A 12,545-nucleotide genomic window follows, 5' to 3' on the forward strand; every position below is an offset into this window, starting at 1 on the left:
GGATTCACTGCTGTGGGATTCACTGCTCAATCCCCCATTCAGAGACGGCAGGCTCCTCCCGTCCCACCATAAAGACATAGTTATCGATCGTATCGAACCGGTCACTTCCTTCCTTATCCTCGAGGATCACGCGGTTGGGTGTGCTTCCCGGCACTTCTCTGATCTCGACAATCCGGCCGACTTTACCTGAGTGACGCCCGCCAATCACCATTGCCATGTTGCCAACGGCATAGGGGAAGTGATCGATGATCGTGAAGAAATCCGTCCCGCCGATCGACAGCACGATGGAGTCCCGGGGCCGGTACTGCTGGCTGTCGGTGAGGACATTCGCCCCATACAACAGGTTCAGCTGGATCTGTCCGTCCCTGATGATCGTCTTGTTGCGGATCTTGCAGAGCCGTGTCGCTGCAGCCTCTTCCGAGATGGGAATCGAGACGAAATCACCGTTCTTGTTCAGGAGAATGCGGTAATGCTTCTCCATTTTCGGAATCGAGATGATATCGAAGATGCCGATGCCAAGTTTCGGGTCAGTGCAGATTTTGCCGTTGACGATGATCGCGCGGTCGGTGAGGATCTTTTTGATTTCCTTCATCGTCCGGGCAATACCCATGTGATCACGGAGCCATACTGCAACCGGCATTGCACCGGCATTATGGGGTCCGGGGGCGGTCTTCGTGACAAATGTGTTCGCCTTTTTCGCGATTCGCCATGAATCGGGCGTGGTCAGGCGTTTCAAGTGATGTGACATGGATTCAGGCCCTCCTGATGCGGCTCTCCCGCGATTTATCCTTCAGGTTCAGTTTGGTGACCTGAACATTCGACGGATCAACGGGCCGGGGCACTTCCGTGCCGTCGGCCTTCGTGACAGATACGCCGTGCACCAGAATCCGGGATGTTTTCAGGCTGACACCGTCAACAACACCCGTTTCCCCATGAAAATCACCGCGGAGCACTTTCACCGTATCGCCTTTCACGATGCGGACCGAGCGGGTCCCGTACTGCGATTGAAGAGCGGAATCCAGCGGTGCGCAGAGGAATTTACCGCGCTGGTGGAGCGGTGCATTGTAGCGGATCTTTCTCTGTGTTCTCGGTTGTTTGCTTAAGATTCGTACCATTCCGCACACCTCATACAATGATAGTCGCCATGGACCCGATCTTCGGGAAGCGCTCGGCAACTTCACGTGCCACCGGTCCCTTGATCTCGGTGCCGCGGGGTTCGCCGCGCTCGTTCGTCACAACGGCGGCATTGTCCTCAAAGGACAGACGGAGCCCGTTGATACGGCGGATTTCCTTCTTTTGTCGGATGATAACCGCTTTTACCAGCTTTCTGCGCATGTCGGGCGTTCCCTTCTTCACGCTCATCGTTCCCATGTCACCGAGACCCATCTTCGGCTGACGCCGACGGACCCCGTGAAACCTGTCCACAGAGACTATCTCAATGACGCGGGCACCGGTGTTGTCGGCGCAGGTAAGCCGCGAACCCGTCGCAAGAGCGCGGGGGGTCCGGGACTGTTTCGCTTTCATTCCGGAAGCACCTCCACAACGACAAAGGTCTTGGTCTTCGAGAGAGGCCTGCACTCGGCAATCCTGACGGTGTCACCGGCCTTAACGTTAAGACACGGGGGGCTGTGCGCATGAAGCTTGGAACTTCGTTTTTCATACCGCTTGTATTTTTTCACATAATGCAGGTAGTCCCGTACGACGACGACGGAATCCCGCATCCGGTCACTCACGACCTTACCGGTAATCACCTGGCCGCGCACCGGTAAAGTGCCGTGAAATGGACAATTCACGTCAGTGCATTCCTGTTCGGGAGCCTTGACGTTTAATCCTGTTTTTAAAGCCATATTTTACCTCTAATTCCTGATTCGCATACTGATTCGTTTTTCCGGCTGCATGACCAGGGCCGACCCATCAACCCGCACATGGGTATCATCGGGAAGGCGGAGATCAAGCAGCGTGCAGTATTTTTGTACTTTTTTCTGGCCGCCTGGAGTCTCTATCACCAGCATATTACGGGTCTCATCCACCACGGTCCCGGCGATCCCCAGAAGACAGGGATTTGGTGCCGATACAACGCGGGCGGACAGCCCGATGAGTTCGTGCCGGAGCACGTTCTGCGGCGTAATCATCTGCGCTGACTCTGCTCTGTTTTGATCCGGGCAATAGTCCGGCGCAGCTCGCGGATGCGGCCGGGATTTTCCGTCGCACCGCCGGCGCTGACTTTCCCTTTATTCTGGATCATTTCAAGCTGCAGCTTGGCAAGCTGCTCCTCGAGTTCGACATCGCTCTGCTGAGCGACTTCACGGGCACGAAAGATCGCCATTCAGATATCCTCCTCTACAGGAACATCTTCCATCGCAGAGAGCTCGGCATCGATCTCCTCGCCGAGTGCTTCCGGTGTTAGCCCTTCTTCCTCTTCGGGTTTCCGGGGTTGGGAAGGCAGCACTTCGAAGTGATCGGGGAGCACCGCGCCGGGCGGGATAATCTTGACCTGCACACCGATCGTTCCGAGTTTCTTGATGGCGAGGGCAAAGCCCTTCTCCACAATCGTCTCGCTGGGCTCGCCGCAGTGTTTGATATACCCGTCGGTAAACTTCTGGACCCGTGCACGCGAGCCGGTGAGTTTTCCGGCCAGCACAACCTCGCACCCGAGCGCTCCCGATTCCATAACGCGGCGGATGACGCTGGAGCCGGCCTTTCTGAAGTACCATCCGCGCTCGAGCGAGTTTGCAAGGCGTTCCGCCATGATCTGAGCGTTGAAGTTCGGATTGTCGACCTGCTGCACCTCGATCTGGGGCGATTCAATGCTGAATTTCGAATGAAGATTCTGGGTAAGTTCCCGGACGACCTTCCCGCCCTTGCCGATGACGATGCCCGGTTTCTCTGCAAAGATCGTCACCTGTGTCCCGAGAGGGGTACGGGCGATATCCATACCGCCGTATCCGGCCCGCTTCAGTTCCTTTGTCAGGTATTTCTCTACACGTGCCTTGCGCACTCCGTCTTCGATAAAACGCCGTTCAATCGCCATCACTCCACCTCCCTGACAACTACCTCGATGTTAACGGTTTCACGCCGCTTCGGCGTCGCACGTCCCATCGCACGGGGGAAAAACGCCTTCATTCCCCGCCCGCGATTTGCGGATGCATGTACGATCCGGAGCTTTTCCGTGTCGAGACCCGCATATTCCGCATTCTTTTCAACCGATTCGAGCAGACGGATGAACGCAGCCGACGCCTTCACCGGAAAGCGCCCGGCGTCCCAGCCTGTGAGGCAGCGCTTGTGCGCAATGTTCCTGTTGAACTTCCTGAACGGAATGGCCTTCTTCTTCGCGACAACCTCGGTCAGATAAGCAATCGCTTCCTGCGTGGTCATCTTTTTTACGAAACCAGCGATCTCCATCGAGTGTTTCGGCGATATGGGAAGCTCGTTGGCCTTCGCACGGGCGATTCCTTCTCCCGTCTCCTTCAGTGAATAGTCTGTCCTTGCCATGGTCATCACTTCAGGGGTACGTATTTACTCGACCGCGTCGCACCGATACCGGCGCTCCCGTGAGCCACTCTCCGGCGCGTAAGCGCGAACTCGCCGAGGTAGTGAAATACTGCTTCGGGCTGGATCTCGACCTTGACGAATTCCTTGCCGGTGTATACTTCGACGATCTTTCCGATCATATCGGGGAGAATCACCATGTCACGCACGTGCGTCCGGATTCGCTCCTTGCCGTCTCTGATTTCCTTGAGCAGTTTCTCATGATCCCGTGACAGGCCGCGGTTTATTTTCCGGCGTGTACGTGAAGGCATGATGGGGAGAAGCTCGCTGATGCCCATCTGCTGGAGCTCCTCGATTTTGTAGCCGTGATAGGTGAACTCCTCTCTCCTTCTCGGCAACCGTTTCTGTGTCTTTTTTGCCATATCCGACCCCCCTTACTTCTTCCATTTCCCCGTGCGCCGTGCCGCGATGTGCCCGACTTTTCGGCCCGGCGATGTTCCGCGTGCGACCGTCTTCGGCCTGCCGCAGTGCTGGTGCCCGCCGCCACCGAACGGGTGGTCGATGACGTTCATGCAGACGCCCTTCACCCTCGGCCACTTCTGTGCCTGGGATTTCATCTTGTGATACTTCTTTCCGGCCTTGACAAAGGGTTTCTCGCCCCGGCCTCCGCCTGCCACAATACCGACGGTTGCCATGCAGGTCTCCTTGAACCACTTGTTCTTGCCGCTCGGCATCCGCACACCCGCACGCCCTTCCGCCTTGCCGATGACCTGTGCCTGCACGCCGCCGGCACGGACGAACTTGCCGCCGTCACCGGGACGGGCTTCGATATTGCAGATATATGCACCGACCGGAATGTCACGGAGTGCCATGGTGTTTCCGTTTTTGACCGTACTGCCCCCCCAGGAGATTTCCTGGTCGATGCCGATGCCTTCCGTGGCAAGCATGTAGGTCTTGCTGCCGTCCTCGAGACGGACAAGGGCAATGGGAGCGTGACGGGCGGGATCGTGTTCGATGTCGATGACACGCCCGTTCACCGCCGCGTCCGCGGAGCTCTGGTGGCGGAGTGCCGCCTTGTATTTATGAGACGGAGCCCTGTATACGGGGCCGCCCCGCCCGCGGTTCTGTGAAATAATACGTTTTCCCATAGTCCCCACCTACATGATTCCAAGCCGGCTGAGAATCTCCTCTGCAGCCTTTTCATCGGAAAAACCGACGACAGCCTTCTTCTCTCCCTTCATCGTAATCATCGTGCGGACGGAGGTGACCTCCTTGTCGAACATCGCCTCGATCTCACGCCTGATTCCCGCCTTGGTCGCTTCCTTTCGCACCAGAAACTGGAGTTTTCCTTCCTTTTCCAGCATCATGGTGGCCTTTTCAGTCACGAACGGATACTTAAGTTTCATTCACGTCGCCTCCAGTTGGCGGATGGCGCCTTCGGTCCAGACGGTCAGCCTGCCCGCGTGCGTGCCGGGTGCGAGGAGTTCGACATTGAGCTGGTCAACACTGACCGCATCTACGCCGGCAAGGTTCCTCCCTGCCAGAAGCGGCGAGCCGGCGGTCACAATGAGCAGGCTTTTGCGCTGCTTGTACCGGCGGCCGCGCATTTTACCTCTGCCCGCCCGGACTTTCTTGCTTCCCTTCGAGCGTTCGACATCCTCGTACATGCCGAGTGCCTGCAGTGCGGCGATAATCTCCGAGGTCCGGGATATCTGCTCGAAACTGTCCTCCACCACGACGGAGCAGCCGCTCGCCGTCCGGTGACCACGTGATGCCACAAGGTCGGGATTCATGGTGGCGGCGATAGCGGAACGAATTGCTTTCCTCTTTTCCTGCTTGTTGACTTTCCTGACAAGGATCTTCTCAACCTTCGGCGGGTGTGCGGCTCGTCCGCCGACAGCCTGAGGCACCCGTGCGACACGCGATCCGTTCTTCAGACGGGGCACCTGTGCAACGCCGCGACCGCTCCCCCACGAAGCAGCCGACGTACGGAGTCCCGCGAGAGGGTTGGTCCCGTGGGGCTGGTACCGCGTGCTCTGGAGTGCCAGCACTGCGCGCTTGATCAGATCGGGGCGGTAATCCTCCGCAAAGACTGCGGGAAGATCGATTTCACGAATGTCACTGCCTTCGAGTGTTTTAACCTGTGCTTTCATCGCTTATTCACCCCTGCATGCTCCGCAGACTCACATACTGGATTGCGGGAATGCGTTCGACATGTTCGTGCTGGCGTATGGCCGGCCTGATGCGGATGAGACGCTTTACCGGGCCCGGGATGGATCCCTTGATCATCACATACCGGTTGCGCACAAGGCCGTAGTGGAGGAATCCTCCGTCAGGATTGACGTTGTCGCTTTTTTCGCCGATCTTCAGGACGCGCTTGTTGAACTCGGTCCGCTGCTGGTACCCCATCTGGCCGACCTGCGGCACCTGCCACCGGACGTGGTGCGGGGTCCACGGACCCAGGTTGCCGATGTGGCGCTTTTTTCCGCCACGGGAATGCTTGTGTTTCCGGACCTGAATGCCCCATCTCTTGACAGGACCCTGCGTTCCCTTCCCGGTGGTAATCGCGGTGATATCGACATACTGGCCGGTCTTGATGATGGATCCCATCTCGATCTCCTGCCCGAGGAGGGAGGCTGCATACTCGATCCGCTCGTCGATGCTTCCGCCTGCGACCCGCATTTCCATCAGATCGGGTACCTTCTTCGGCACCCCGGTAATCAGGGCGGGCTGGGTATAGGTCAGGACAAAGACCTCGACGATATCTCCGCTTTCCGCAGCCTTCCGGATTGCCGCAAGTGCGTCCTCGGTACTGTGTTTCTTCGGAAGCGTGATCCGGTTTTCGAGTGATGTATCGAGCGACGCCGCCCATGCCTCGGCCAGTGCATGCTTGCCGTAGGTATCCTTCGAATACACCCTGACTGCCGCCGCCTTCATCGGAGGAATCTCGACAATCGTGACCGGGACCATGATATCCTTGCCTTCGGTCGGGCTGTAGTGATGGTCGTCGACCATGATGACATGCGTCATCCCAACCTTATATCCTGCAAATCCCTGCAGTACCGGTTCTCCCGTATGCTCAGGCCATGCGCCGTACCGTGGCACCGGGCTTTTTGCACGTTTCCGGGGACTGTACGCAAGCGAACCCCTGCGCGGTCTTGATACTGTTCCCATGGTTCAATCAATCCTTTTCTGGTCTGGAGGGAGATTTCGTGCCATTATACAAACGGCACCTCCGGCAGCGCCTGTTTCGCGCCTGCCCGTGGAGCGGGACGCTTCCTCTCGTCCTGCCTGCACGTGATGATAACGTCCGAGACGGAACAATTGCTTAATTGTCCGACTGAAATGAAACCGACTCCGCGCCGGCGGTGTACCGTTCTTCTGCCGGTGGATGGCATGCATTATGCCTGCCACGCACGGGGCACGGAACGGTCCGGTATGGTATCGTGACTGGTGTGCACCAGCATTACCCACGTCTCGCGAACAGATCCTGATAGCGGGGCGCGTCCTCTGCGGGGGTGTATTTACCCGCCGGACCCGGGCTCGTTTGCACAGAAACGTCCACCCGAATACGTCCCGATCAGATCCTACGTCTGTCAGCCCGTTGTGTTCTGACGAACACAACTCCTTCTCGGTATCGCCCCGCAGCATGCTGCGGGTATTCCCGGATATGAGCATGCGAAAGAAGACTCTCGCCTGCGAACCATTCGGCTCGCGTGCCTCTTTTCGGACATCACGGGGAAATAGGGCCAATCAGGCCCGGATTTTCCCGCCTGCCGGAGGATGACTTCATAACGGTTTCCTAAATATTAGCCTGAAATGAATATAAACCTTGCCTAAAAAATCCTCCGGCGCGGTCTGCCCGGAGCCTGACGACGGTGCAATCGGGCAAAGCCCGCGGCTTCATCCGAAGTAGAGCTCGCCTTCGGCGTTGATGTACACATCAATATCCTCACGGATATACCGGGCACGGAACCTTTCGGGGTTTGATTCCCGCAGCCGGTTTGCGAGGCTGATGGTATCATATTTGACCTTAATGCCCATGGTTTCAGCCGACGTGAAGATCTCTTTTGCCGCATCGAGAAGGTCTGTACCGGCTTTAATCGTGCACAGATGTGCAGCATCAAGCGTATAGAGGAATTCAAGCGTTTCCTTCGCTTTTCGAATATTTTCGAAAGCGGCTTTTTCGATTGTGCAGACATTTGCCTTCGATGTCGAAATCAGGTCAGCAATCTGTTGCTGCGTCAAGCCCTTCTTCCGGTACCGCAATACTTCCTTCTGCCGTTCGGTAAGTAGCCCCTCTTTCATTGTGGAAGATCTCACCCCATAAACTTAAACACTTTTCCTTAACATATCGCAACATCGCCCAAAAAATTGCGTTTCAAAACGTTTATATTTCAACTGAATGATACTGTGTTGTTCTCATAGTTGAGAGGTGTTAACATGGTAATTAAAGTCGGAGTAGCAAAATTAGGCAACATTGCAAGTGGTGTGATGGTCGAGCTTCTGCTCGATGAGCGTGCTGACAGGACGGATATGCAGACCTTCATGGCGACGAGCGGAACCAAGCTCGAAGTCGAAGACGTTGACCGTGTCGTGAGCAACCTCAAGGCATATGGCCCCGACTTCGCGATCGTTGTCTCCCCGAACGGCGTACTCCCCGGACCCGCCGGAGCACGTGAAGCACTCAAAGCCGCAGGCATTCCCGTCATCGTCATTACCGACGATGTTACGACCAAGAAGGAATGGCCCGAACTCAAGGAGAGCGGATTCGGATACATCATCCAGAAGGCAGACGCGATGATCGGCGCCCGCCGCGAATTCCTCGACCCCATCGAAATGGCGGACTACAACGGAAACCTTGTCAAGGTACTCTCGATCACCGGGGCGTTCCGGAAGATGCAGCTCGCGATTGACGAGGTCATCGACCAGGTCAAGGCAGGCAAAAAGGGTGCGGAGCTCGTGCTCCCGAAGCTTGTCGTGACCGCGGACAAGGCAGTTGCCGGCGAATTCACAAACCCCTACGCCTACGCAAAAGCCCGCGCAGCATTCGAGATTGCAGCGGCTGTCGCGATGGTGAACGTGAAGGGCTGTTTCATGACAAAGGGATTCGAAAACTACGTCCCGATTGTCGCGAGTGCCCACGAGATGATGCGCGTCGCGGCGCTACTCTGCGACGAGGCACGCGAACTTGAGAAGGGTGTAGACGGTGTGGTAAGAAAACCGCACAAGAATGACGGGACCATCGTCTCCAAGACGGCGCTTATCAGCAAACCCGAGTAACTACACCCCCTATTTTTTCTCTACCTTTTCAGTGCATCCCGCCGGGATGTTCCTTTCGGCCTGTCGCGGTGCTCAACGCTTCAGCTTCCTGCCAATGTCCTCCGGAAGCGTGAGGATGAGCGGTTCGAGATGAAGGCGCTCCATAAAAGCAGAATCGCTTATCGACGAGGGATTGGGATTTATGCGGGCGATTATCGAGCAGAATGCCCGGAATCCCGAGTCATACCCCTTCCTGTCGAAAAACAGGGACATATTAAATGCGTGCGTGCCGGCTTCGCGGTAGAGATCGAGGATGCGAAGCAGATCGGCTGCAAATGTTTCGATATAGGGGCCGAATTCGTCTGCTGTCCGTATCGGGAGAAGAGCGCGGATCTCCTTCTCACCGACGGGTACAGCGCTCGCAATCCACGGAATTTCCTTGCCGAAGAGATACCGTTCAGAATCCGCTTCGTGCTCCCGCAGCTCGTCCCAGTAGATCCTGCCGGTTGCGAGCCGGTGGCGGTGGCTTTCCGTAATATATCGCTCGGCTCGTGATGTAGGGAGGGCATCGGCCACTCCCTGCATATGGGGATGGGCGAGGCTTGCGCCGGCCGACGGGAGATAATTCCAGTTAATGCTCGCATACCCGTCATACCCCCGCAGGGATTCGAGCTGTCCGTGCAGCGCGTCAGAGAGCTGGCGAGGGCTGAACCGGGCGACCGAGTGGGCACGGGAAATTACGGTAACCGTATGAAAGGCGGCAAACGGATAGAGATTCGGGAATGTTGTGCTCTCCCCGCGGCAAATACGCGATCCGTCAGGGAAACGCGGGGTCGAACCCTCAATCTTCCCGGGACAAAAAGGACAGTCCGCTTCTCCCGCAGCAGCTATCGGCGGTTCCTGATCAATGCACCGCCGTATCCTTTCCGTGCTGATCCTGCACCGAAAACCTGTCAGCAATTCGCGACGGTACTGCACCGTTCCGGTGCCCGTCCGGATCTCGACGATAGAAAACATCTGCTTCAACCAGCACTCCCGGGATTGGTTATCTGTTACTGGCAGCAGGAACCAGAAAAAGGATGCGGTTTTTAAGGGCGGGACATCCCCGGCGAACGTGCACGGGAATGAAAGAGTGAAACCCTCCGCGTGAGGGTACGTTTCGGAGAGAAAAAAAGGAGTGTTTGGTATCCCGCTTATATGATCTTGCCAAGCAGGCGGATGGAGTTGGTCATGTCGGGACCGAGCGGTGATCCGAAGATAACCTGCGTCACACCGGACTTCATGAGGTCCTCGCACTTCTGCTGGACCACGTCGGGCGTTCCCGCAATGGTGAATGCTTCGATCTCCTTGTCACCGACGAGACCGCCGACGGTCCTGAAGTCGAATGCCGCAAGGGCTTCCTTGATCTTCGCGACGTTGTTCAGGTCAAGGCCGTGGCGCTGGAGAAGGGGCGGCGGGGAGCCTGCTGCGATGAATGCGGCGACTATCTTTGCTGCGTTCCGTGCTTTCTTCTCGTTCTGGTCGATTGAGACTGCGGTGTACGCACCGACATCGTGGCCCTTGCGTCCCGCGGCTGCCTCGGCTGCCTTGATGATCGGGATGGCGATCTCGAAGTCCTTCGGGTTGGATGCGTTGATGAGCGATCCTTCACCGACGGCACCGGCGAGCTCGAGCATCTTGGGGCCCTGAGCACCGATGTAGACAGGGATACCCTTCTTGCCGGGCAGCTGGACGCCGGTCAGCTTCGCACCGTCGTAGTCGAAGAATTCCATGTTACCGGTCTTCTTGATCTCTTCGCCGGCACAGAGTCTCCGGATCTGTTCGACACCCTCCTTCAGGCGGGCAACGGGCTTTGCACCCGCAATGGCGAGCTTCGGAAGTGTGGAGAGGTCACCGGGTCCGATACCGAGGACGGCGCGGCCGTCGGAGATCTCGTTGAGGGTACACATGAAGGACGCAATTGCGGCGGGGGTGTCGGTAAAGGTGTTCATGATACCGGGGCCCATCTTGAGGCTGTCCGTGTTGGCAGCGATCATCGCGAGGGTCGGGTAACAGTGGCGGTTGTTGTAGTGGTTGGTAATCCATGCAAAATCAATATCCTTCGATTCTGCGAGCTTACAGTATTTCACTACCTGCTTGACGTTAATGTTTCCTGGCACAAATTCTATTCCATATGACAAGGCATTTCACCTCACTTGAGTATTATTGCACCCAGATTAATATACATTATCATTTAATGCCGCCTCGCGGAATTGCGTTTTTTATCAGCCGCAATTCGGTGAAACCGGGCGGAAATCCGGACTTAACCGAACGGCTGTCGGGAAACCGGGCGACATGGCCGGGGAGAAGGCTTGCCCGAATGCACATTATTTATTAGGTTATTCGGACCATCATAGTAATTAAAGAATAAGTGGCGGAATGACGTAGCGGCCAGCGGATTATTCTCCGGGGACGGCTCCGGGCAGAGGCCGCCACGATGGTTTTAACGGGACATACCATGAGAGTGCTTGCGATTGGATTGGGGGGGGCCGGATGCCGGATTGTGGACAAACTCTATGACCACGACCGCAGAAGCGGGATCGGGTGCATGCATGCGATTGCAATCGACACCGATTCGAACACCCTGCTTCAGCTCGGATATCTCCCGGATTCCACAAAATTCCATTTCCCGGCCCTCGATCCCGTTCAGCACCATGACACCGCGTCGACAATAGACATAGAAGAGATTATGACCGCGATCCAGCGCATGGATACGGTGGAGATCGATGCGATCATGGTCTTCTTCGGGCTCGGCGGCAGTATGGTCGACGCCGCCGGCGTCATCGTTCCCGAGATCAGGGACTCCTTTATCGAGCCGGTGTTTGCCGTCACCACCCTTCCCTGTCTGGGTGAAGGAGCCGCACGATCTGCGAAGGCAGCGGACGACATCGACAAGATCCGGCCGTACTTCGATGCGATCTTCCTCTTTGACAATGACACCTGGTACAAAAAAATCAGGGAGAAGTACGCCGCTTCCGCGGAGAATCACCAGCGCAGCCATCGCCGGAGGAAAACAACGGCGGCGCCGACGAATCCGAGGGACGTCTACATGCTCCTCAACGAGCGGATCGCACGACAGGTCGGCCTTCTTCTCCGTGCCGGCGAGTTCAATGAGGAGGGCCTTGAGGTCGCAGAGATAGTGCTGGATGCCGGAGAAATACTCAACACGCTCAAAGGCAATGGTCTTGTTGCAATCGGGTATGCCGCCGAACGGCTTCCAAGCAGCTGGTTTGATGTCTTCGACCGATGGCGATCGGCACGATTCTTTTTCGAGGGCGCCCACCGGCGTGCGGCGCGGATCGTGTCGCTTGCAAAACATGCGGTCTATGAAGACATATCCGTTCCCTGCGATCTGACCAGTGCGGAAAAGGCTCTCGTACTCATAGCCGGCCCCTCAAAGGAACTCTCGATGAAGGGGTTCCAGACGGTGCGCAAATGGATTGATCGCAGTATTGCCGGCCTCGAGATGCGGTCGGGCGACTATCCCGTCAAGAATACCGGATATGTCGGCATCATCATCATGCTTTCGGGCCTGGAAAATATCCCCCGTATCAATGATATCAGGGAGATACGGGAAATGTATCTTCTCGAAAAAGAAAAAGAGCGGCGGGAAGAAGAAGAGCGTGAACGGACGGCTCGTGCCGAGTCGGAAGAGTCTTTTCCGACCGGAACTCTTTCAGGTGAACGAGGATTGCCCGAAGCAGTATCCGGAGTCGGGCCGGTACCCGACGAGACGATTTCAATCCGGAAACCGC

Annotated in this window: 17 protein-coding genes and 1 pseudogene; 2 read left to right on the forward strand and 16 right to left on the reverse strand. The window is 56.7% G+C overall.

The window, feature by feature from the left end; translation table 11 throughout:
* Positions 1 to 19 precede the first annotated feature (19 nt).
* From APR53_03990 to APR53_04055, 14 genes are all read right to left on the reverse strand, one after another.
* Complete coding sequence (locus APR53_03990) at positions 20 to 748, reverse strand: 30S ribosomal protein S4e (GenBank protein KQC04097.1); 729 nt, start codon at positions 746 to 748, stop codon at positions 20 to 22.
* Positions 749 to 752: 4 nt separating this feature from the next.
* Positions 753 to 1,115, reverse strand: coding sequence for a 50S ribosomal protein L24 (gene rpl24p / locus APR53_03995; protein KQC04098.1), 363 nt, complete (start codon positions 1,113 to 1,115; stop codon positions 753 to 755).
* A 10-nt stretch (positions 1,116 to 1,125) separates the two neighbouring features.
* A complete protein-coding gene (locus APR53_04000; protein ID KQC04099.1) occupies positions 1,126 to 1,524 on the reverse strand; it encodes a 50S ribosomal protein L14 in 399 nt (132 codons plus the stop codon).
* Entirely contained in the window at positions 1,521 to 1,847 is a 327-nt protein-coding gene (locus APR53_04005) for a 30S ribosomal protein S17 (protein ID KQC04100.1), read from the reverse strand. Before APR53_04005 ends, APR53_04000 begins: the two co-directional genes overlap by 4 nt.
* Before the next feature lie 9 nt (positions 1,848 to 1,856).
* Positions 1,857 to 2,132 carry a ribonuclease P gene (locus APR53_04010; protein ID KQC04101.1) on the reverse strand — a complete coding sequence of 92 codons (276 nt, stop codon included), beginning with the start codon at positions 2,130 to 2,132 and terminating at the stop codon, positions 1,857 to 1,859.
* Positions 2,129 to 2,326, reverse strand: a complete 198-nt coding sequence (locus tag APR53_04015) for a 50S ribosomal protein L29 (protein ID KQC04102.1) — start codon at positions 2,324 to 2,326, stop codon at positions 2,129 to 2,131. The genes APR53_04010 and APR53_04015 overlap by 4 nt, the downstream gene beginning before the upstream one ends.
* Entirely contained in the window at positions 2,327 to 3,031 is a 705-nt protein-coding gene (locus APR53_04020) for a 30S ribosomal protein S3 (protein ID KQC04103.1), read from the reverse strand.
* Positions 3,031 to 3,492 (reverse strand): 50S ribosomal protein L22, encoded by a 462-nt coding sequence (locus APR53_04025; protein ID KQC04117.1) that lies wholly within the window; start codon positions 3,490 to 3,492, stop codon positions 3,031 to 3,033. Before APR53_04025 ends, APR53_04020 begins: the two co-directional genes overlap by 1 nt.
* Before the next feature lie 5 nt (positions 3,493 to 3,497).
* Positions 3,498 to 3,911, reverse strand: coding sequence for a 30S ribosomal protein S19 (gene rps19p / locus APR53_04030; GenBank protein KQC04104.1), 414 nt, complete (start codon positions 3,909 to 3,911; stop codon positions 3,498 to 3,500).
* Between the two features lie 12 nt (positions 3,912 to 3,923).
* Positions 3,924 to 4,637 (reverse strand): 50S ribosomal protein L2, encoded by a 714-nt coding sequence (gene rpl2p, locus APR53_04035; GenBank protein ID KQC04105.1) that lies wholly within the window; start codon positions 4,635 to 4,637, stop codon positions 3,924 to 3,926.
* Between the two features lie 9 nt (positions 4,638 to 4,646).
* The gene (locus tag APR53_04040; protein KQC04106.1) at positions 4,647 to 4,895 is read right to left on the reverse strand and encodes a 50S ribosomal protein L23; all 249 of its coding nucleotides are present in this window, start codon (positions 4,893 to 4,895) and stop codon (positions 4,647 to 4,649) included.
* Positions 4,896 to 5,642 (reverse strand): 50S ribosomal protein L4, encoded by a 747-nt coding sequence (gene rpl4lp / locus APR53_04045; protein KQC04107.1) that lies wholly within the window; start codon positions 5,640 to 5,642, stop codon positions 4,896 to 4,898.
* A gap of 7 nt (positions 5,643 to 5,649) precedes the next feature.
* Positions 5,650 to 6,663 carry a 50S ribosomal protein L3 gene (locus tag APR53_04050; protein KQC04108.1) on the reverse strand — a complete coding sequence of 338 codons (1,014 nt, stop codon included), beginning with the start codon at positions 6,661 to 6,663 and terminating at the stop codon, positions 5,650 to 5,652.
* A 729-nt stretch (positions 6,664 to 7,392) separates the two neighbouring features.
* Complete coding sequence (locus APR53_04055) at positions 7,393 to 7,797, reverse strand: transcriptional regulator (protein ID KQC04109.1); 405 nt, start codon at positions 7,795 to 7,797, stop codon at positions 7,393 to 7,395.
* Between the two features lie 135 nt (positions 7,798 to 7,932).
* On the opposite strand from APR53_04055, the gene APR53_04060 reads away from it, so the two are divergent.
* Positions 7,933 to 8,772, forward strand: a complete 840-nt coding sequence (locus APR53_04060; GenBank protein ID KQC04110.1) for a methylenetetrahydromethanopterin dehydrogenase — start codon at positions 7,933 to 7,935, stop codon at positions 8,770 to 8,772.
* 72 nt (positions 8,773 to 8,844) lie between these two features.
* Here APR53_04060 and APR53_04065 read toward each other — a convergent pair whose 3' ends face one another.
* Both APR53_04065 and APR53_04070 read right to left on the reverse strand, forming a co-directional pair.
* A complete protein-coding gene (locus APR53_04065) occupies positions 8,845 to 9,768 on the reverse strand; it encodes a galactose-1-phosphate uridylyltransferase (protein ID KQC04111.1) in 924 nt (307 codons plus the stop codon).
* 176 nt (positions 9,769 to 9,944) lie between these two features.
* Entirely contained in the window at positions 9,945 to 10,931 is a 987-nt protein-coding gene (locus APR53_04070) for a 5,10-methylenetetrahydromethanopterin reductase (protein KQC04112.1), read from the reverse strand.
* Positions 10,932 to 11,248: 317 nt separating this feature from the next.
* Between APR53_04070 and APR53_04075 the strand changes: the two are divergent.
* Positions 11,249 to 12,545 (forward strand): annotated as a pseudogene (locus tag APR53_04075).

It is taken from the genome of Methanoculleus sp. SDB (assembly GCA_001412355.1).
Lineage (GTDB): Archaea > Halobacteriota > Methanomicrobia > Methanomicrobiales > Methanomicrobiaceae > LKUD01.